Below are 19747 nucleotides of genomic sequence, written 5' to 3' on the forward strand. Positions count from 1 at the left end.
ATTTTAACAAAAAATTAGAGGATTTTTTTTGGATATTGAAAAACTAAAACAAGATATTATTTTAAAAAAAGGAATATATTATTTTGATTTTACAGCTAGCGCTTTAGCACTAAAAAGCATAGAAAAAGAAATTAAAAAAATTCTTACCACCTATGCAAATACACATTCAGATAGCTCTTTAAATTCTTTTATCACACAACAGCATTATGAAAACGCAAGAATAAATTTAAAAAAATACCTTGAATTAGATGATAGTTTTGCTCTTATAGCTTGTGGGAATGGATCTTCAGCAGCTATAAAAAAATTTCAAGAACTTTTAGGTCTATATATACCACCACTTATTAAAGAAAAATATTTTAAAAATACAGACAAAAACACCTTACCTTTGGTTATAGTTGGACCCTATGAACACCATTCTAATGAACTTTCATTTAGAGAAGCTTTGTGTGAATGCGTTCGAGTGCCCTTAGATAAAAATGGAGAATTAGATTTTAATTTTTTAGAAAAATTATTACAAAAATCCAAAAACAGACAAATCATAGCAAGCTTTAATGCAGCTTCTAATGTTACAGGAATTTTAAGTGATTATAAAAAAATTTACACTTTAATCAAACAACACAACGGTATAGTTGCTTTTGATATTTCCACTTTAGCTCCTTATGCTAATTTAGATCCTAAATTTTACGATGCAGTGTTTATTAGCTCTCATAAACTACTTGGAGGTGTAGGATCTTGTGGCTTACTTGTTATCAAAAAAAATCTATGTGGCAATACCCCTAGCTTTGCAGCAGGTGGAACTGTGGGCTATGTTTCAAGAACATCTCAACAATATTTATGCGAAGTTGAAAATTTAGAAGAAGGTGGCACACCTGGAATTATTCAGCTTATTAGAGCAAGTTTGGCTTTTAAAATACGCAATGAAATAGGTTTAAAAAATATAGAAAAAAAAGAAAAAGAACTTTGTGAATATTTTTTCAAACAATGTACAAATTTTCCAAAAATGATCTTATATGCAAAAAATATCACTAATAGATTACCTATTTTTGCTTTTAATATAGAAGGAATTTCTCCTTTTGATTTAGCTTATAAACTAAGTAAAACTTATAAGATAGAAACAAGAGCAGGTTGTGCTTGTGCAGGACCTTATGGGCATGATTTACTCAATCTAAAAGACAATCAAGAATTAAAATCTAAACCAGGTTGGCTAAGAGTGGGTTTTCATTATACGCATACAAAAGAAGATATGGAATATTTTTTTAAAGCCTTGAATATAAGTATCAAGGCTTTAAGTTAATTATTGTAAATCGTATTTTTCTACGATTTTTTGGTAAGTACCATCAGCTTTAACTTTTTCTAAACCTGCATTAATTTTTTGAATAAGCTCACTTTGTTTTCCTTTATCAAAAGCTATACAAAACCCTGAACTTCCATCATTTTCTTCTAAAAATGCTTCTAGCTCTTCATTAGTTTTTAAATAACCTTTACCAATATCTTTATCCGTTAAAACTGCATCTACTTTGCCAGCTTTTAAAGCTAAAATTGCTGCTAACATTTCTTCGCTTGCAACTACTTGAGCATTTGGAATAGTCTTAGCAGCGCTTTCTTGAATAGTTCCAAGTTGAACACCTATTTTTTTACCTTCCAAACTTTGTTTATCGCTAATACTAGAATCTGTTTTTAATTTTAAATATAAATTTTTAGTATTGAAATAAGTATCACTAAAATCCATACTTGCTAATCTTTGAGGAGTTGAACTCATAGCAGAAGCTATCATATCAATCTTTCCAGCTTTTAAGGCAGGAATTAAACCATCAAAACTCATATTTACCCATTCAAGTTTTAAATTTTCTCTTTTAGCAATTTCTTCCAATAAATCAACATCAAAGCCGGTAATTTTTGCATCTTTAATAAAATCAAAAGGAGGATAATTTGCAGCTATACCTACTTTATAAACTTTTTCACCAGAAGCACTAGCTTGATTTTTATCGCTTGAACAAGCACCTAAAGCTAATATACCAAATAATGCTAAAACAACATATAATATTTTTTTCATTTTTTTCCTTTGTTAAAATTAAAATAAAATTGATAAATGATTATAATGTGTTTAAACGCCTGTATTTCTTCATATCCGCCTCCTTTATAATAAATGTGAGCATAATTATAGCAGAAAAAAGTTTTTTGTAAAGAGTTGTTATAGAATATTTTTTATTTAAGTTAATTTTTATATATTTTAATTAATGAGTTTAAATTTTTACCTTCTTGCTAATCATTAAAACATAACCTATTCCAAGACAAATAGACCACATAGAACTGCCACCATAACTTAAAAGTGGCACAGCAACTCCTTTTAATGGAGTTAAAGAAATAATTCCAAAAGCATTCATAAAAAATGAAAACAATAAAAGTAAAGCTACACCTGAACAAAATAAAAAATGGACCTTATTTTCACAGCGTCCAGCAATTCTAAAAATTCTAAGTATGACCATCAAATAAATCAAACATATAATGCTCAATCCCAACAATCCTATTTCCTCAGTAATCCCTGATAAAACAAAATCCGTATGTACCTCACTTAAAAATCCCAATTTGAAAGTTCCAAGACCCAACCCTTCTCCAAAAAATCCACCATGAGCTATAGCATTTAAACTATGTGAAATTTGATAAGGTTCTGAGTTATGGCTTACTCTTAAAGCACTTGCTAGCCAATCAGGAAAAAAAGGTAAAAACGCATCTTGGATATTTCCCCACCAAGCAGAAATACGCTGAATTCTTCTTTGATTACTTAAAATCACCAAAACCCCAATCATTCCAACAATAACCACGCCAAAAGCAAAAAGTCTTTTACTAGCTCCTGCAAAAAATGCTAAAGCAAAAACCAAGAAAAAAGAAATAACACTTTGGCCTAAATCATTTTGTGTCATATAAATATAGCCAATAACAAAAGCAGCTAAAATAAAATAAGGAATTAAAATTAAAACTTCGTGTTTGATTGCTTTTTTGCTATCATCAATTCTTCTTGTATAAGACCAAGCAAGGAAATAAATCAAACCTATCTTAAAAAATTCAACAGGAGAAATAGATAAAGGGCCAAGCCTGATCCACCTTTTAGCACCACCTGCTGCAGTAGCAAGAAAGGTAGGTAAAAAAGGCAAAATAAGTATAAATAAAAAAGAGATTAACAAAACACTTATCATTAAATAATGTGCCATTTTACTATCAGGATTTAATCTTGAAACAAAATAAATAATAGCTATACCACTAAGTCCAAAAAAAAGCTGCCTGATAAAAAAATGAAATTCATTATATTCTAAATAAAGCACAGTAAAAGCACTTAAAGAATATGAAAAAAGTATCCCTATAGTTATTAGAATGCAACTTAAAAAAAATAATTTTCTATCAGCAACCAAAATTTCTTCCTAGAATTTTATAAAAATTAATTTTAATAAATTGCAACTTAAAATGATGTTATTTGGAGATTATGTATTGTTTTTATATAAAGATTTTAAACTCTCATAAGCAAGCTGAATTTTTTCAAATTCCTCACGACAATAAGCTTGTTCGATTTTGCTTTTACCTTGATGGCGATCAGGATGATAAATTTTAACTAAATTAAGATAATTTTGTCTAATAGTAGCAAAATCATCACTAGAATTACATCCTAAAGTTTGGAAATAATTCTCAAAAAGTTTAGCCAAAGCATTAAATTTCCAATTAGTATTGGCTTTATTTTTCATTTTATTTCTAAATTCTAAAAGCTGAGTTTCATTGATTGTAAAATCCACACAATATTTTAAATGCTCATTTACGCTTGCTAAAATTTCTAAAAGATTTAAAGTATTATCATCTTTGTATTCTACTGAAAAAATACAATTTTTCTCATCATACATGCTTTTATGATCTTTAAAATATTGCTCTAAATATACAGCAAACATTTTTTCATTAGAACTTAAAGTTATTAAGATATTTTTTTGTGCAAAACCTATTTTAGCAAAGATTACAGGCTTTAAAGTATTTGCTTGAGCAAGATTTAATTTAAAGGTCTTATAATGCGCAAAAGCAAGATTATCGATTTGGTTTCCAGTATTTTTTTTATACTTGTGATTAACAAGTTTTAAAAAATATCTTCTTTGAGGAATTTCATTTTCCACAAAAAAAGATAAGGTTTTGTTTTTATTTCCTATGACTTTAGAAAAATTTTTACGGATAAGATCTTGAAAATATTTAAACATTAAAAAATCATCAGTATTAACACTAACAGATTCTAAAGTTTGCACTACTTGCATAAAATCCTCTCTATAAACCTAACTCCACAAAAATGCCTGTTCATCTAAAGCACTAGTGTGTTTTAAAATTTCATTTGGACTATAATCGGCTTTATACGATAAAGATTGACACCCTTTTACAAAATATCCTAAATAAATATATTTTAATTTTTTTAATTGTGCAAGCTTGATTTCTGTTAAAAGCGAGTATTTTCCAAGACTTAGATGTGAAAAATCAGGATCATAAAAACAATATATACTAGAAATTCCATCTTCTAAAATATCAATCAAATCAACACAAACTAACTTATTATCTATATAAAAATCAAGTTCATATCCAAAAGTACCTGCATTATCTACATAAAGATTGTAATATTTTCTAAAATTTAAATCATAAATTTTCCAATTTCTTTTATCTTTTTGATAATGGTGGTATTTTTCATAAAGCAATAAATGCTCATCACTTAAAGAAGGTTTTTGTAAGATTATTTTAGTAGCTATATTTTTTTTTAAAACCCTACGATAGCTTTTACTAAAATGGAAATTTTCTACCAAAATACGCAAATTTTGACATTCATTACAATCATTACATATTGGTCTTGAAAAATATGAGCCAAAGCGACGCCAACCTCTTGAAACTAATTCTTGATTTTGCGCTTTGTTAATAAAAGATATATAATTATACTCATTTCTACAATATCTATTTTCAAGATAAGGACATTCTTCTTCTAAAGTACAAAAACCAATAATATTATTCATTAGATCTTTTTAATATCACTATTTTTTACAAATTCCATAAATTCATTAGCTAAACGCTCTTCTTTTAAAAACATATCTTCAAATTCTTGTTCTTGCTTTTTATCTTCATTTTGCTTAGCTAAGTCTTTTTGTATAGCATCTAAGTCAGTATTTTTCATACTAACTCCGCTTTTACTCGCTTTAACCTTTTCTTTTTTTGTTTGACCTTGTTCTTTTTGGAGTGCTTTTTTTATATCTTTTAATTCGTCTAAAAAACTCATGATTGCCTACTTTCTTTTATCTTTTGTAAGGCTGCAGCTATAGCAGCAATTACTTCTTCTTTATTTTCTTGGTGTCTATCTTCTGTCTTTTCCAAAAGCTCTTCCATATGTGTTTCTATGAAAGAAGTATCAAAATACCCTCTTCTAAATTCTCTTATTTTGGTAATTGCAATCAAAAATGGAACAGTTGTTCTAATATCATCAATCACAAATTCTTTCAAAGCTCTCTCAAGTCTATTAACTGCACTATCATAACTTGAACCCTTAACAATTAATTTTGCAAGTAAAGAATCATAATAAGGTGGTACAGTATAGTCTTTATATAAATGACTATCCACTCTCACAGATGGCCCTAAAGCTGGAAAATACTCTGTAATTTTGCCTGGACTTGGAATGAAATTTTTCCATACATTTTCTGCTGTAATCCTAGCTTCTATCGCAAAACCTCTTGGTTTTATATCGCTTTGCTCAAGATCTAAAATTTCCCCATTTGCTATACGAATTTGTCTTGTGATAAGGTCAATCCCCGTGATTTCTTCAGTAATTGGGTGTTCTACTTGAATTCTTGTATTCATTTCCATAAAATAAAATCTATTATAATCATCAAGTAAAAACTCAACCGTCCCAACATTAGTATAGCCCACAGCTTTTGCAGCAGCTACTGCAGTAACTCCTATGGTTTTTCTTAGTTTTTCTGAAATACTTGGGCAAGGTGCTATTTCAATGATTTTTTGATGTCTTCTTTGTATTGAGCAATCTCTTTCACAAAGATGAATGATATTACCATAATTATCTGCTAAAATTTGAAATTCAATATGCCTTGGATTAATAACATATTTTTCCATAAAAACTTCATCATTTTTAAAAAAACTTAGTGCTTCTCTTTTGCATGCTTCAAAAGATTTTTCCAAATCCTCTTCTTTATGTACTACGCGTATGCCTCTACCGCCACCACCACCACTAGCTTTTAAAATTACAGGATAGCCTATTTTTAAAGCTTGAAGTTTGATTTCTTCTAATGTGCAATGATTTAATTTTTCAGTACCTGGAACTACAGGGATTCCATTTTTTTTCATTAAATATCTTGCTATGTTTTTATTACCCATTTTACGGATAACATCTGATTTTGGACCTATAAAGATAATTCCTGCTTCTTCGCATTCTTTTGCAAATTCATAATTTTCACTTAAAAAACCATATCCAGGATGTATAGCATCAGCTCCACAAGCTTTAGCAATCTCAACTATTCTTTTACCATCTAAATACCCTCTTATGGCATCAGTTCCTATTCTATATGCTTCATCAGCAACTTTTACATGCAAACACTCATAATCAGGTTCAGTATAAACAGCAACACTTTGTATATGCAAATCTCTACAAGCACGGATCACCCTTACTGCAATCTCACCTCTATTGGCTATTAAAATCTTATGTATCATGACTTTGCCTTAAGCTAAAATATTAAAAAGAAGATTAGCATAAAAATATAAAAATTCTATAAAAATATTTATTTTTGCTAATTTTAAGAATTTTTTGATAAAATTACTCTTTATTTTTGCGCCCATAGCTCAGCTGGATAGAGCATTTGATTGCGGTTCAAAAGGTCAGAGGTTCGAATCCTCTTGGGCGTACCACTTACTTCTTTTTTACAGAAAATTCATCCAAATCCAATTCTTTTTTATCTTTAAATTGATACCATAAAAATAAAATAAAAAATATCGTTAAAATCACAGCTAAAATATAGTAAGTTCCGTATTCATTTTCAGATAAAAATAAATTTTTGGTATTCATACCAAAAAATCCAACAATTAAATTTAAAGGTAAAAAAATTGCAGACATAATACTTAAAAAGTAAATATTTTTATTTATTTTTTCATTTCTTGCGGTATTAATATAAGTGTAAATCCCTTCTAATCTTGATATATTTTCTTTAATATTTTTTTCCAAAACAGCTAAATTTAAAACAATTGTTTTTAAACTTTTCTTTATAAAATGATGCTTACTATGACAAATTTTACAAGCCTCTAAAACAGAAGAAACCATGTTATAACTTTTACTAAGCTTGACTTTTAATATAAAATATTTTGTCAAGAAATTCTTTACTTTTTTATTTTCTAAAATCAACTCCTCTCTTTTTTCTATAGAAAGGTTAATGGTATTATTTTTTTCTTTTTCATTTTGCAAAATTTCTTTTAATATAGCTATAAATTCCGTATTAGAAAATAAAATCAAATTTTCATCTTTATACTCAAAAATTTGATTTTCTTTAAAAACAAATACACTTTTAGAATTTTTAGTTATATCTAGAGTGAAAATATCAAAATCATCAAATTCATAATAAGCATTTGATACATTAATATTGCTAATAATTTGTTTTAAAGTATCATTTAACACATTCTTTGCCTATAAAATTCTTTTCTAAAATTTTCAAATTCATCTTTAATAATAGCTTCACGCATTTGCTTGACCAAATTTAAATAATAGTGTAAATTATGAATACTTGCAAGTCTAAAAAAGGTTAATTCTTTGGCTTTAAATAAATGATTTAAATAGGCCCTTGAAAAATTCTTACATGTATAGCAAGAACATTTGCCGTCTATAGGAGCATGATCAGTGATAAATTCTGCTTTTTTGATATTAAATTTTCCAAAGCTAGTAAATAAGGTACCATTTCTTGCATTTCTTGTTGGCATCACGCAATCAAACATATCCACACCTCTTGCTACATTTTCTACTAAATCTTCAGGCGTGCCAACTCCCATTAAATATCTAGGGCGATTGTTATCCACATAAGGCATCATAGCTTCAACCGTATCATACATAGCCTCATTTTCTTCTCCCACGCTTAATCCACCTATAGCAAGTCCATCAAAATCCATCTCACAAAGTGCTTGAGAGCAAATTTTTCTAGCTTCAAAATCAGTCCCACCTTGGATAATACCAAAGATATTTTGCCCTATTCCCACACCTTGACTTTGTTTTAACTTATGATAATCAATAGCTTCTTTTGCCCATTTTATAGTGCGTTTTAGAGAAAGTTCTATCCTTTCTTTACTTGCAGGTAAGGCCACTAAATCATCTAAAATCATCATAATATCTGAATTAAAATCATATTGTGCATCTAAAACACTTTGCGGGGTAAAATAGTGCAAACTTCCATCGATATGACTTTTAAATTGAATACCTTTTTCATCAGGTTTTGAATTTTTACTTAAAGAAAAAGCTTGAAAACCTCCACTATCTGTTAAAAAAGAGCCTTCAAATTTACTAAAACCGTGCAGACCACCCATTTGCTTAATCACTTTAGAACCAGGCCTTAAATACAAATGATAAGTATTTGCTAAAATAATTTTTGCATTTAAAATCTCACTCATATCAACAGCATCTAAACTTTTAATCGCAGCCAAAGTTCCAACGGGCATAAAAATAGGAGTTAAAATTTCACTATGTGTAGTTTTTATACGACAAGCTCTAGCATTTGCACTTTTATATTGAACTTCAAATTCCATTATTTTTCCTGTATTTTTTGCATAATCATACCAAAGACTTGCTTATAAGTTTTTTTGAAAGAAAGCCTGTTTTTAACAGGCTTAAGAAATTAGTAGTTTTTTACAAATTCAACGATTTTTTCACAACCTTCAATAATATCTTTTTCATTAGTTGCATAAGAGAGCCTAAAATACCCTTCCATGCCAAAACCAATACCTGGCACCAAAGCTACTTTTTGCTCTTCTAGTAGTCTTTTACAAAATCTCATAGAATCATTATCAACTTCTTTGCAAGATATAAATAAATAAAAAGCTCCTTGTGGAATTTGTTCTAATTTTAACTTATCGCTTTTGGCTAAAATTTCACAAGCTAATTCTCTACGCTTTAAAAAGGCTTGTCTCATCATTTCAATATCATTATCTGCTTTTCCAAGTAAGGCTGGTAAAGCTGCGTGTTGGATGATTGAACAAATATTTGATGTACTTTGCCCTTGTAGTTTTTTAACAGCATTATTAAACTCGCTCATTTTACTTGCCATGTATCCAAAACGCCACCCTGGCATAGCACCACATTTGCTAAGACCATTAATACTTACAGTTCTATTTAAAGCATCTTCACTAACTTGCGCAAAAGCACAAAATTCTCCATCATAAACTAATTTTTCGTAAATTTCATCACTTAAAACTACTATTTTAGTTCCTTCTAAAACCTTAGCTAAAGCACTTATTTCTTCTTTAGAATATATAGCTCCTGTAGGATTTGATGGAGAATTAAACATCAAAACCTTAGTTTTTGAAGTAATAGCTTGTTTTAATTGTTCTGGGGTGATTTTAAATCCATTTTTTGCTTCACCTTCTATAAACACAGGAGTTGCGCCTGCAAATTTTACCATTTCAGGATAACTCACCCAATAAGGACTTGGAATGACAACCTCATCACCTTCTTCAACTAAACACTCAATCGCCATAAACAAAGAATGTTTAGCACCAACATTGGTAATGATTTCACTTGTTTTATAATCTAAACTATTATCATTTTTAAATTTATATTGTATAGCCTCTATAACTTCTTTTATACCCACAACTGGCGTATAAGCTCCACAACCTTTTTCAATAGCTTCAATTGCTGCTTTTTTAATGATTTCTGGAGTATCAAAATCAGGCTCACCTGCCGAAAAACTAATAACTTTCTCACCATTTGCTTTTAAAGTTTTGGCTATATCAGTCATTACTAAAGTTAAGGATTCTCCTAAATTTTGAGATCTTTGGCTTAGCATTTTCTATCCTTTTATCTTATACTAATTTTAATTTTTGTAATTGTTACAACTTGGAGCTTAAAAAATTCTACGAGTAAAATCAAGATTGTATATTTTTAAAAAATTTTGTGTAGAAACTATACATTTTCTACACAAACTATTTTTATTTGTTTCTTTGGGTAATTATTCTAAAGCTTCTATGTCGCTTTCATTATGATGAATAAAGCGTTCATCTTTTTCTATAGTTTCAACTAAACGCCCTACTCTTTCCCATCTAACTTTTTTATTTTCATCCCATGAAAAATAAATAAACCAAGGTTGCCCAACTATATATTTATAATCTACACTTCCCCAAAATCGACTATCGCTAGAATGATCACGGTTATCGCCCATCATAAAATATTCATTTTCAGGTACTTTATAATAATAAGCATTAAAACCATAAATATTATTAGCACCTAATTCATCAAAAGAAGCAGGCTTCATAGCAAATTGCCCCAAATTTAAATAGCGAAAAAATACACTGTCTATATCCACTCTAGAATCATAATGTATTCCTTTTTCCACAAAAGGCTCTTTTACAAAAAGTCTTCCGCCTATAATTTTTGTTTTATTAGGATAATAATCTTTCATATATTCATCACCCTCAACCATACGCACATATAAGGTTTTATTTGCAAAAACTACTTCATCTCCGCCTTTGGCCACACATCTTTTTACATAGTGGATTTTTGGCTCATGCGGATATCTAAATACCACAATATCCCCTCTTTTAGGACCTTCACCACTTACTAAATGTCCATTTTTATTAAAATCAGGTAAAACAGGAATTTCCACCCAAGGAATATGCGGGGTTGGAATACCATAAGAAAATTTTTTTACAAATAAAAAATCCCCTACTAATAAAGTATTTTTCATAGAACCGCTTGGTATAGTAAAAGCTTGTATAAAGAAAAATATAATCAATAAAACAACTACTAAAGTTCCCGTCCAAGATTGTGTAAATTTATAAATTTTCTTCAAAAATTTCATTTTTTTATCCTATTTTTAGCTGATTTTATAGTATTTTCTAAAAGCATGGCAATAGTCATAGGCCCTACTCCACCTGGTACAGGAGTGATATAACTAGCTTTTTTACTAACATTTTCAAAATCGACATCGCCTACTATTTTTCCATCAACTCTATTAATCCCAACATCAATTACCACCACACCTTCTTTAACCATATCTTCTTTTAAAAGATTTGGACAACCTGCTGCTACGATAACAATATCAGCATTTTTTGTATAAGCTTTTAAATCTTTTGTATAAATGTGACAAATACTCACACTAGCATTAGCATTTAACAAAAGAGTAGCCATAGGACGGCCTACTATATTTGAAGCTCCTATTACAACTACACTAGCTCCTTGTAATTTTATATCATAATGTTCTAAAATTTTCATAACGCCTAAAGGTGTACATGGTAAAAAACCACCTTTTAAATTAAGATTTAAATTTCCGACATTAAAGGGGTGAAAGCCGTCTACATCTTTATTAAAGTTAATACTTTCTAAGATTATATCTTTATTAATATGCGATGGCAATGGAAGTTGAACTAAAATTCCATCTATACTATCATCATGATTTAAAGTATTAATCAAAGCCAAAAGCTCATTTTGGGTTGTATTTACATCAAGTTTATAAACTAAAGACTTAATTTCACATTGCTCGCAAGCTTTTGCTTTAGAACCCACATAAGTAGCACTAGCAGGATCCTCGCCTACTAAAATTACAGCCAAACAAGGCTCTATACTTTGAGCTTTAAGTTCTAATACTTCTTGTTTTAAATTTTCTTTTAACTTATCACTTAGCTTTTTACCATCTAAAAGTGTCATTTCTTTCCTTAAATTTTATAGCTTTCTTTAACTTAAAAAATTGTATCATAACAAAACTTCTTTTTTTGTTAAAGGCAATGAATGAAAATTGTATTATTTTTATTTTTTATAATTTATGGTGCTTGGGCTGAAGATTTTATCTCTCCTAAAGAATACCAAGAGTCCCTTTACAAAAATCCAAGAGGCATAAGTTGTGCTAAATGTCATGGCAATGGAGGTCAACAAATACTAGGTTATTACACTAAAAATGGAGAAAAAATTCCTTTTATTGTGCCAAGTATTAAAAACATTCCTTATACGCGTTTTAGAAAAATTCTAAATCAACCTCAAGAGGCAAAAAGCATTATGCCAACTTACTCGCTAACAGAAGATGAAATAAAATCACTTTATGATTATATTACTAGCAATAAAAGGAGTAAAAAATGAAAAACAATAAAAAAGCCTTTGAGGAAGCTTGTGAGCATATAGCAGGTGGGGTAGATTCCCCAGTGCGTGCTTTTGCAAGTGTAGGTAGCAATCCTTTATTTATCAAACAAGGCAAAGGTGCTTATATTAGCGATATAGAAGAAAATACTTATATAGATTATGTGCAAAGTTGGGGACCTTTACTTTTTGGACATTGTGATGAGGATATTGAAAAAGCTTGTAAAAAAGCATTAGAGCATGGCTCGAGCTTTGGTGCGCCAACTTTAGCTGAAACTAAATTGGCCAAATTTATCTTAAAAGATTGGCCACATTTGGATAAAATCCGTTTTGTAAGTAGTGGCACTGAAGCTACTATGAGTGCTATTCGTCTTGCAAGAGGATTTAGTAAAAAAGATAAAATCATCAAATTTGAAGGATGTTATCATGGGCATTCTGATTCTTTATTAGTAAGTGCTGGAAGCGGTGCAGCTACTTTTAACACCCCAAGCTCACTAGGAGTTTTAACCGATGTAGCTAAAAATACTCTAGTAGCCGTTTATAATGATATTGATAGTGTTAAAAACTTAATCAATAATGATGATAATATAGCTTGTATCATCATAGAGCCAATTGCAGGAAATATGGGTTTAGTACCTGCTAAAATAGAATTTTTGCAAGAGCTAAGAAAACTATGTGATGAGTATCAAATTCTTTTAATTTTTGATGAAGTTATGAGTGGCTTTAGAGCTTCATATCTTGGCTCTTTTGGGATTAATAATATAAAAGCTGATATAGTAACTTTTGGTAAGGTTATAGGCGGAGGTATTCCTGCAGCTGCTTTTGCTGCAAGAGCTGAGATTATGGATTTATTAAGTCCTTTAGGTGGAGTATATCAAGCAGGAACACTAAGTGGCAATCCTCTTGCTATGGCTGCAGGTTATGCGAGCTTAAAAAAAGCAAGAAATTATGAAGGCTTGTATGAAAAATTAGAAAAACTAGGCAAAAGACTCACTCAAGGCTTTAAAGAAGCTGCAAATGATTGCAAAATTCCTTTGCAAGTTAATTGCGTTGGTTCTATGTTTGGATTTTTCTTTTGTGAAAACCCTGTTAATAATTATCAAGACGCTTTAAAATCAGATACTAAATTATTTGCCAAATTTCATGCACAGATGCTAAGCAAAGGTGTATATTTAGCACCATCTCAATTTGAAACAGGTTTTATATGTGAATGTATGGATAAAAAAATCATTGATAAAACTATACAAGCAGCACAAGAAAGTTTTAAAGCATTATGAATAAAAGACAAAAAATCATTCGCAAAGGTATAGAAGCTGCAGATGGATTAAGCCTTGGTATATCCATGGTTGTGGCTGTTTTAATCGGAGTTGGTATAGGCTATTTTTTAAAAAACTTAACCGGTATTGTTTGGCTTTTTTGGGTAGGAGTGTTTATAGGGGTAGCTGCGGCGATTTTAAATGTTTACAAAGCCTATAAAGCACAAGTAAAAAGTTACGAAGAATTTAAAGAAGAAAATCGCTATAAAGATTTAAAAAATGATCCTAAAGCCTAAAATTTTATTAAAACTCTTGCTAGGATTAAATTTACTTTTCTTAGCAGGAGTTTTTTTTTACAAAGAATTAAGCTTTAAAACCTTTATAAGCTTTGAATTTGGCTTTTTAGCTCAAAATTTAATCATTCTAATATCTTTTTTAAATTATAAAAATTTTATTTTTAAAGCAGCTAAAAATTATGATTTTACGCAAAGACCTTTACAAATTTTTGCTAAAAAACAATATTCTTTGCCAAAAATTATAAAATTTATCCATATAGATGACGATTTAAAACCAAAATTTAAAAGTATTTTTAAAAACGCGTTAGCTTTTTTTTCTTTATTTAAAATTTTTGCTTATGTGTTTTTAATAGCAGGATTTTTATTTTTAGAGTTTCAAGGTTTAATGAGTATTTTTGCCTTGTTTTGTGCAATGTTTGTCACACCCATAGCGGTATTAATATATAATTTTTTAATAAGAAAATGTTAAGCTCAAAAAGAACGATTAGATCACTAACAGCATTATTTCTTGGTATGATTTTTGTTTTCATAGGAAGTGCTTTAACAGTAAATTCCATAGCTATTATTTTAAAGCATAATAATGTTAGTAATTTTTATATAGGCGTAATAGGAAGTTGTTATTTTCTTGGTGCTATGGTAAGTACAATTAGTGCCCATAGAATAGTTTCTAAAGTAGGACATATAAGATCATTTGGAATTTTTGCTATTATTTTTGGTATAGCCACTATGCTTCATAGTTTAAATTCTAATCTTTATTTTTGGATGTTTTTAAGATTTTTGCTAGGTTTTTGCTATTATGCACTTTTAATGGTAATAGAATCATGGCTTAATGAAAAAGCAAAAAACACTATTCGCTCAAGAGTGATAGCCTTTTATGAGGTTGTATTTTACTCATCGTCAGGTTTTGGAATTTTACTTATGTCTTTTGACTTTCCAAGTAATACAGTATTTATTTTAAGTGCTAGTTTTATTATGTTTGCTTCCATTCCTTTATTTTTAATCCGCATTAAAGAGCCTATTTTGCCACAAAAAACAAAAATTTCCATTCCTAAGGTTTTTGATATAGTGCCTTTAGCCTTAGTAACAAGTTTTATAGCGGGCATGCTTTTAAATGGCTTTTTTTCCATGGCTTCTTTATTTGTACTTATACAAGGATTTGGCGCAAAAGAAGCTTCTATTTTTATTTTCTCTACTATGGTAGGTGGCTTTATTTCGCAACTTTATATCGGAACTCTTTCTGATAAAATTAGCAGAAAATTTGCCATTATATTGTGTGCTTTTATTGCTTTAAGCGCTATGCTTTGCATACTACTTTTAGAATATAATATTTATCTAAAATACTTTTTTGGATTTTTGCTAGGCATGGGTATGTGTTGTTTATACGCTCTTTCTTTAGCAAGAGCAAATGATATGCTTGATAATCCTAGCAAAAGAGTTGAACTTGGCAGAGCAGTTCTTTTTACCTATTCTTTTGGTGCTTTATTCGCGCCTGCAGTTTTGGGAACTTTGATGTATTATTTTCAAGCTTATGGCTTTATGTATTTTTATATAGTTTTATTAAGTATTTTGATACTATTTGCCATAGATAAACCAAAATTTAAAAAACTTACCAAATTTAAAAGAAAACCTGGTAATATGGTAATGCTAGATGATAACTAATATCTCTAATAATCAAAATCAGTTTGCAAAAAATGAAACAAATAAAGAAAATAAAAGTGAAAAATCAGACAAAAAAACCTCTCTCAATGAAGCGTTAAAAAATCCTTTATTTTCCAAAAGCGATTCTGAAGTTAAATTACCCAAAGATTATGTTAGCAAAATTGATCAAAAACTACAAGAATTACTTAATAAACTTTTAAATCAAATCAAAACCAACAAAGATCCTGATTTAGTAGTATTAAAAAATCACAAAGATTTAAATTTCGCACCTAATTTTGCCAATGAAGTAAAAAAACTCCAAGCAGAGCTTTCAAAAAATCCTGAATTTGAAAAACTACTTAAAATTTTAGAAGATTTAGTCAAGCCTGCCAAAGATATTAATAATAAAAATCTTTCATCTTTAGTGAAAAATTCAGGCATATTTTTAGAAGCAAAGCTCAATCATTCTTTAAAAGAACAAAATTTACCACAGAGTTTTTTTAATCTTTTAAGTACTATAAAAGGCGCTACAAGTGAAAATTTAAAACACGATATAAGTAATTTAGATCTTAAAAATCTTGATACTACAAGCACCTTAAAAGAGCTTATTCACATCTTACAAAATCACAAAAAAGATAATAAAATTTCTTTGGAAAATACAAACTACAAAACACTTTTTAAGCTATTTGATAAAATAGAAAATTTTAAAAATTATATCAATAAAAACCCAAGTTCTATTAGTCAAGAAAAACTCCAAAATATTGCGGATAATTTTATCAAAAATCTTAATAAAAATTTAACACTTATCAACAAAGAACTAGCTAAACCCGAAAACATAAAAATTCAAAACACTCATATACTAAAAGAGCTTAGCCAAAATATAAAAGATTTTATAATACTTTTAAAAGATATAAAAAATCACAAAAACAAAACCGAAACAACGCAAGAAAATTTAAATAAAACTCCACACACTAAAGACATCAAAGAAGAGTTAAAAGAAGAAATAAAAACTCCACAAAAAAGCACAGAGGATAAAAAAGAAACTCAACAAAAACAAGAAAGCATAGCAAAAGATAAAGAAATTCAAAACACAAAAGAAGAAAAAATACCACAAAGTAAAGATATCAAAGAAAATCCCAAAGAAGAGCCAAAAACACCACAAAAAAATACTGAAGATTTAAGTAAAAATGATAATAAAAGTCAAAATTTGCAAACAAATAATACTAAGTTAGAGGATATATTTAAAAGCACTTCAGGCAAAATTTTACTAGAAGATATTTTCAAACAAAATGTAAGTAAAAATCTTAATTTTAGCCAAAATTTACAAGAAGAGCTTTTAAACAATCTAAACAAAGAACTAGGCTTAATAGGAAGAAAACTCAATGAGGTTTTAAAAGCTTTAGATCCTAAAAATTATGAGGCAAAAAATTCTTTAGATGATATAAAAAATATAGAAAAAAGATTAGAACTTTCTATAAAAGATCTTGGAAAAATCACCCAAAAAGATAGCACAGAAATTTCTTCAGAATTACAAAAAGATATTAAATCCACTCTTTTGCAAGTTTCTAATCTAGCCAAAAATTTAGACAATGAAAGCATACTAAATCAAGCAAATCGTCTTATAGCTCAGCTTGAATTTAATCAACTTTTATCTTTAGCCAATAATAGCATTCATACTTTTTTACCTTTCTTTTGGGATGATTTAGAAAAATCTAATGTAGTTTTTAAACGCGGTAAAAAAGATAAATTTTATGCACAAATTAATCTTGAATTTGAAAAATTAGGAAAAATCAATGTATTTTTATCTCTAAGTAATGATAAATACATCGATATAAATATGATGATAGAAAATGCTAATTTTAGAAAAAAACTTTATGAAAGAGCACATGAACTAAAAAAAGCCTTAGTTAAAGTAGGACTTCTAAGCTCTAATTTTTTCATCAGCGATATAATTAAAAGTAAATTTCACAATCAAGAAGAATATAATGACTTTAATATGGGTTTTGACACAAGGGCTTAAAAATGGCTAAAAAAACAAAAAAAGCCGTTGCACTAGGCTATAATAAAGAAGAACAAAATGCACCAAAAATCCTAGCTAATGCCAAAGGTGAAAACGCTGCTAAAATCATCTCTTTAGCCAAAGAAAATGGCATACCCATAAAAGAAGACAAAGACTTAGTAGAAGTGCTTAGCAAACTTGATCTAGGCGATGAAATCCCACCTAATATGTATAAAGCAGTGGCTGAAATTTTTGCCTTTTTATATAAAGTTGCTAATGAAGATGAGACTAAGCAAAGTCCGCAATCTTCTTAGAAAATTCAACTTGCTCATAAGCATTTTTACTAAATTTTAAAAACCCTTTTTGAGCGATTAAAACTATAGTTGAACCTAGCTCAAAATTTCCAAGTCTTTGGCCTTTTTTTACAAAAAGATCTTCATAGGTATGAGTAAAATCAAAATTTGCTGCATTAGTTTGTATGCTAGTATCAAAGCTAAAGTGCATTTTACCGACATTTAGCGCACCCACAAATACCATCCAAAGTATAAATTTTCCTTCCACTAAGCACTTTAAAACTACTCTTTCGTTTTTAGTATAAAGGTTTATAATTTTAGCTAACTTTGCCTCACTCACACTAAATAAGGCCCCACTCATATAAGTAGCACTTAAAATTTGCATATTACAAGGTGCATGATAATGATGATAATCTTTTGGAGATAGATAAATATTTGCATAATCTATGCCATTTTCTAATTCTTCTTTACTAGCTGAGTTTTTTAAAAGCTCTTCTATACTATAACTTGAACCTTTAATGCTAAAGGCTAAATTTTCTTTTAAATCATTTTGAAAGCTACTTCCAAGTTCTAAAATTTTACCATCACTTGGACTTATAAAGCCATCTTCTAATTCTCGCTCATTTAATAAAGTTCTTGTAAATAAAGCATTTAAACTCTCATATTCTTCTAAAGGTTTAAATTCACTCATATTGATATTAAAAGCATTTACATAAGCTTTATTAATATTTTTTTGTATGATTTTTGGAAATTTATATTTTGCTATGATTCCAAACATTTTTGAAGCACTATTGCTAAATCCCACTCATTCTCCTTTTAATCTAATCAAAGCTATCTCACTAGGGGCTAAAAATCTCACAGCAGGCCCCCAAAATCCAGCTCCACTACTTACATAAAGCAAGCTATCTTTGCTTAATTTATAAAGCCCATACACAAAACCTTGTTCTAAATATACTAGCAAAGAAAAAGGGAAAATTTGTCCTGCATGTGTATGTCCTGATAAAATCAAATCAAACCCACTTACATCATAAGTTTTTACATACTTTGGTTGATGAGTGATTAAAATATTAACCTTTTCTTGATTGATTTGAGTTTTGATTTTTTCTATATTGCTTTCTTTAAAACCCAAACGCTTGGCAGCCAAATCCAAAGTCCCACTTAAAGTAAAATCCCCAAAATCAATACTTTCATCTTCCAAAACTTTGAAATTTTTAAGAGTTTTAAGCTTTTTGCTTATTGCATTTATATCATTATAATACTCATGATTTCCATAAACAAAATAAGTACCATATTTTGATTTAAAATTTTCTAATAAATTAATATAAGGCATACTAGCAATATCTGCATCGATTAAATCCCCAGCTATAATGACCATATCAGCATTTAAAACATTAACTTCATCGATTAAAGTTTTTAAAAAATCTTCTCCTAAATTTTTTCCCAAATGCACATCAGAAATTAAAACTATATTTAAATCTTCTTTTAAATTTTTAATTTTAATATCTACTTCATTGACTCTAGGTGTGCTAATAGCATTTACAAAACCTTTAAATACCATACTAACGCTAAGTATAATAAGCCAAGAATCAAAAATTAATTTTAAAAACTTTCTTCTTTGGACACTGAAAATTTGCTCTTTTTTATTTTCATTAAAAAAAATCCAAGAGCCAAATTCAAAAATCACTCCAAAAAGCAAGAAAAAGCAAGTAACAGTAGGAAAAATAGCTAAAATATAATAAAACTTTTCATGTAAAAAGTCCCCGCGCATATTTATAAAAAAGATTAATTCACATGCAAAAACTATTAAAACAAAAGCTAATACAAACTTCTTATAAGGTTTTAAAAAATCAACCCTGCTTAAAAATCTTTTATAAATATACCAATTTGCCAAAGCAAAAAATAAAACTAATAAAGTAAAAAAAACAAATGCTCTCATGGCG

At 28.9% G+C, this 19747-nt stretch carries 21 protein-coding genes and 1 tRNA gene; 9 read left to right on the forward strand and 13 right to left on the reverse strand.

The window, feature by feature from the left end; translation table 11 throughout:
• Positions 1-28 precede the first annotated feature (28 nt).
• Entirely contained in the window at positions 29-1294 is a 1266-nt protein-coding gene (locus tag L8X28_RS04190) for an aminotransferase class V-fold PLP-dependent enzyme (RefSeq protein WP_133319275.1), read from the forward strand.
• On the opposite strand, the gene L8X28_RS04195 is transcribed toward L8X28_RS04190, so the two are convergent.
• The 6 genes from L8X28_RS04195 to L8X28_RS04220 form a co-directional block, all read right to left on the reverse strand.
• Positions 1295-2053 (reverse strand): basic amino acid ABC transporter substrate-binding protein, encoded by a 759-nt coding sequence (locus L8X28_RS04195; RefSeq protein ID WP_263660600.1) that lies wholly within the window; start codon positions 2051-2053, stop codon positions 1295-1297.
• 190 nt (positions 2054-2243) lie between these two features.
• On the reverse strand, positions 2244-3407 hold the full coding sequence (gene ftsW, locus L8X28_RS04200; RefSeq protein WP_220566762.1) for a putative lipid II flippase FtsW: 1164 nt from the start codon (positions 3405-3407) through the stop codon (positions 2244-2246).
• A 69-nt stretch (positions 3408-3476) separates the two neighbouring features.
• Positions 3477-4283: an adenylosuccinate lyase gene (locus L8X28_RS04205; RefSeq protein ID WP_133319278.1), complete on the reverse strand. Its 807-nt coding sequence runs from the start codon at positions 4281-4283 to the stop codon at positions 3477-3479.
• An 18-nt stretch (positions 4284-4301) separates the two neighbouring features.
• A complete protein-coding gene (locus tag L8X28_RS04210; RefSeq protein WP_133319279.1) occupies positions 4302-5021 on the reverse strand; it encodes an arginyltransferase in 720 nt (239 codons plus the stop codon).
• Positions 5021-5281 (reverse strand): hypothetical protein, encoded by a 261-nt coding sequence (locus L8X28_RS04215; protein WP_012661304.1) that lies wholly within the window; start codon positions 5279-5281, stop codon positions 5021-5023. Before L8X28_RS04215 ends, L8X28_RS04210 begins: the two co-directional genes overlap by 1 nt.
• Positions 5278-6720, reverse strand: coding sequence for an acetyl-CoA carboxylase subunit A (locus L8X28_RS04220; RefSeq protein ID WP_220566761.1), 1443 nt, complete (start codon positions 6718-6720; stop codon positions 5278-5280). The genes L8X28_RS04215 and L8X28_RS04220 overlap by 4 nt, the downstream gene beginning before the upstream one ends.
• A 118-nt stretch (positions 6721-6838) precedes the next feature.
• Between L8X28_RS04220 and L8X28_RS04225 the strand changes: the two genes are divergently transcribed.
• Positions 6839-6915 (forward strand) — tRNA-Arg (locus L8X28_RS04225).
• Between the two features lies 1 nt (position 6916).
• On the opposite strand, the gene L8X28_RS04230 is transcribed toward L8X28_RS04225, so the two are convergent.
• From L8X28_RS04230 to folD, 5 genes are all read right to left on the reverse strand, one after another.
• Positions 6917-7675 carry a CorA family divalent cation transporter gene (locus tag L8X28_RS04230; protein WP_263665623.1) on the reverse strand — a complete coding sequence of 253 codons (759 nt, stop codon included), beginning with the start codon at positions 7673-7675 and terminating at the stop codon, positions 6917-6919.
• The gene (gene tgt, locus L8X28_RS04235; RefSeq protein ID WP_220566759.1) at positions 7669-8790 is read right to left on the reverse strand and encodes a tRNA guanosine(34) transglycosylase Tgt; all 1122 of its coding nucleotides are present in this window, start codon (positions 8788-8790) and stop codon (positions 7669-7671) included. Before tgt ends, L8X28_RS04230 begins: the two co-directional genes overlap by 7 nt.
• A gap of 89 nt (positions 8791-8879) precedes the next feature.
• Complete coding sequence (locus L8X28_RS04240; RefSeq protein WP_263662173.1) at positions 8880-10046, reverse strand: pyridoxal phosphate-dependent aminotransferase; 1167 nt, start codon at positions 10044-10046, stop codon at positions 8880-8882.
• Between the two features lie 162 nt (positions 10047-10208).
• Positions 10209-11057, reverse strand: a complete 849-nt coding sequence (lepB, locus tag L8X28_RS04245) for a signal peptidase I (protein WP_220566758.1) — start codon at positions 11055-11057, stop codon at positions 10209-10211.
• Positions 11054-11902 (reverse strand): bifunctional methylenetetrahydrofolate dehydrogenase/methenyltetrahydrofolate cyclohydrolase FolD, encoded by an 849-nt coding sequence (gene folD / locus L8X28_RS04250; protein ID WP_133319286.1) that lies wholly within the window; start codon positions 11900-11902, stop codon positions 11054-11056. Before folD ends, lepB begins: the two co-directional genes overlap by 4 nt.
• A gap of 81 nt (positions 11903-11983) precedes the next feature.
• Between folD and L8X28_RS04255 the strand changes: the two genes are divergently transcribed.
• Genes L8X28_RS04255 through L8X28_RS04285 form a run of 7 tightly spaced genes read left to right on the forward strand, consistent with a single transcriptional unit; the run spans position 11984 to position 17828 of the window.
• Positions 11984-12328 carry a c-type cytochrome gene (locus L8X28_RS04255; RefSeq protein ID WP_263665624.1) on the forward strand — a complete coding sequence of 115 codons (345 nt, stop codon included), beginning with the start codon at positions 11984-11986 and terminating at the stop codon, positions 12326-12328.
• Positions 12325-13602 carry a glutamate-1-semialdehyde 2,1-aminomutase gene (gene hemL, locus L8X28_RS04260; protein ID WP_133319288.1) on the forward strand — a complete coding sequence of 426 codons (1278 nt, stop codon included), beginning with the start codon at positions 12325-12327 and terminating at the stop codon, positions 13600-13602. Before L8X28_RS04255 ends, hemL begins: the two co-directional genes overlap by 4 nt.
• Positions 13599-13877 (forward strand): AtpZ/AtpI family protein, encoded by a 279-nt coding sequence (locus L8X28_RS04265; RefSeq protein WP_039641170.1) that lies wholly within the window; start codon positions 13599-13601, stop codon positions 13875-13877. Before hemL ends, L8X28_RS04265 begins: the two co-directional genes overlap by 4 nt.
• A complete protein-coding gene (locus tag L8X28_RS04270) occupies positions 13861-14346 on the forward strand; it encodes a hypothetical protein (RefSeq protein WP_012661294.1) in 486 nt (161 codons plus the stop codon). Before L8X28_RS04265 ends, L8X28_RS04270 begins: the two co-directional genes overlap by 17 nt.
• Positions 14340-15536 carry an MFS transporter gene (locus L8X28_RS04275; RefSeq protein WP_133319290.1) on the forward strand — a complete coding sequence of 399 codons (1197 nt, stop codon included), beginning with the start codon at positions 14340-14342 and terminating at the stop codon, positions 15534-15536. The genes L8X28_RS04270 and L8X28_RS04275 overlap by 7 nt, the downstream gene beginning before the upstream one ends.
• Entirely contained in the window at positions 15526-17535 is a 2010-nt protein-coding gene (locus L8X28_RS04280; protein ID WP_263665625.1) for a flagellar hook-length control protein FliK, read from the forward strand. The genes L8X28_RS04275 and L8X28_RS04280 overlap by 11 nt, the downstream gene beginning before the upstream one ends.
• Positions 17536-17537: 2 nt before the next feature.
• Entirely contained in the window at positions 17538-17828 is a 291-nt protein-coding gene (locus L8X28_RS04285; RefSeq protein ID WP_133319292.1) for a FlhB-like flagellar biosynthesis protein, read from the forward strand.
• Here the strand turns inward: L8X28_RS04285 and L8X28_RS04290 are convergent.
• Both L8X28_RS04290 and L8X28_RS04295 read right to left on the reverse strand, forming a co-directional pair.
• Complete coding sequence (locus L8X28_RS04290; RefSeq protein WP_263660591.1) at positions 17803-18612, reverse strand: phosphatidylserine decarboxylase; 810 nt, start codon at positions 18610-18612, stop codon at positions 17803-17805. The two genes, L8X28_RS04285 and L8X28_RS04290, sit on opposite strands and share 26 nt — an antisense overlap.
• Positions 18613-19743 carry a metallophosphoesterase gene (locus tag L8X28_RS04295; RefSeq protein WP_263665626.1) on the reverse strand — a complete coding sequence of 377 codons (1131 nt, stop codon included), beginning with the start codon at positions 19741-19743 and terminating at the stop codon, positions 18613-18615.
• Positions 19744-19747: the final 4 nt, after the last annotated feature.

The organism is Campylobacter sp. CNRCH_2016_0050h, assembly GCF_025772605.1.
Classification (GTDB): Bacteria; Campylobacterota; Campylobacteria; order Campylobacterales; family Campylobacteraceae; genus Campylobacter_D; species Campylobacter_D lari_D.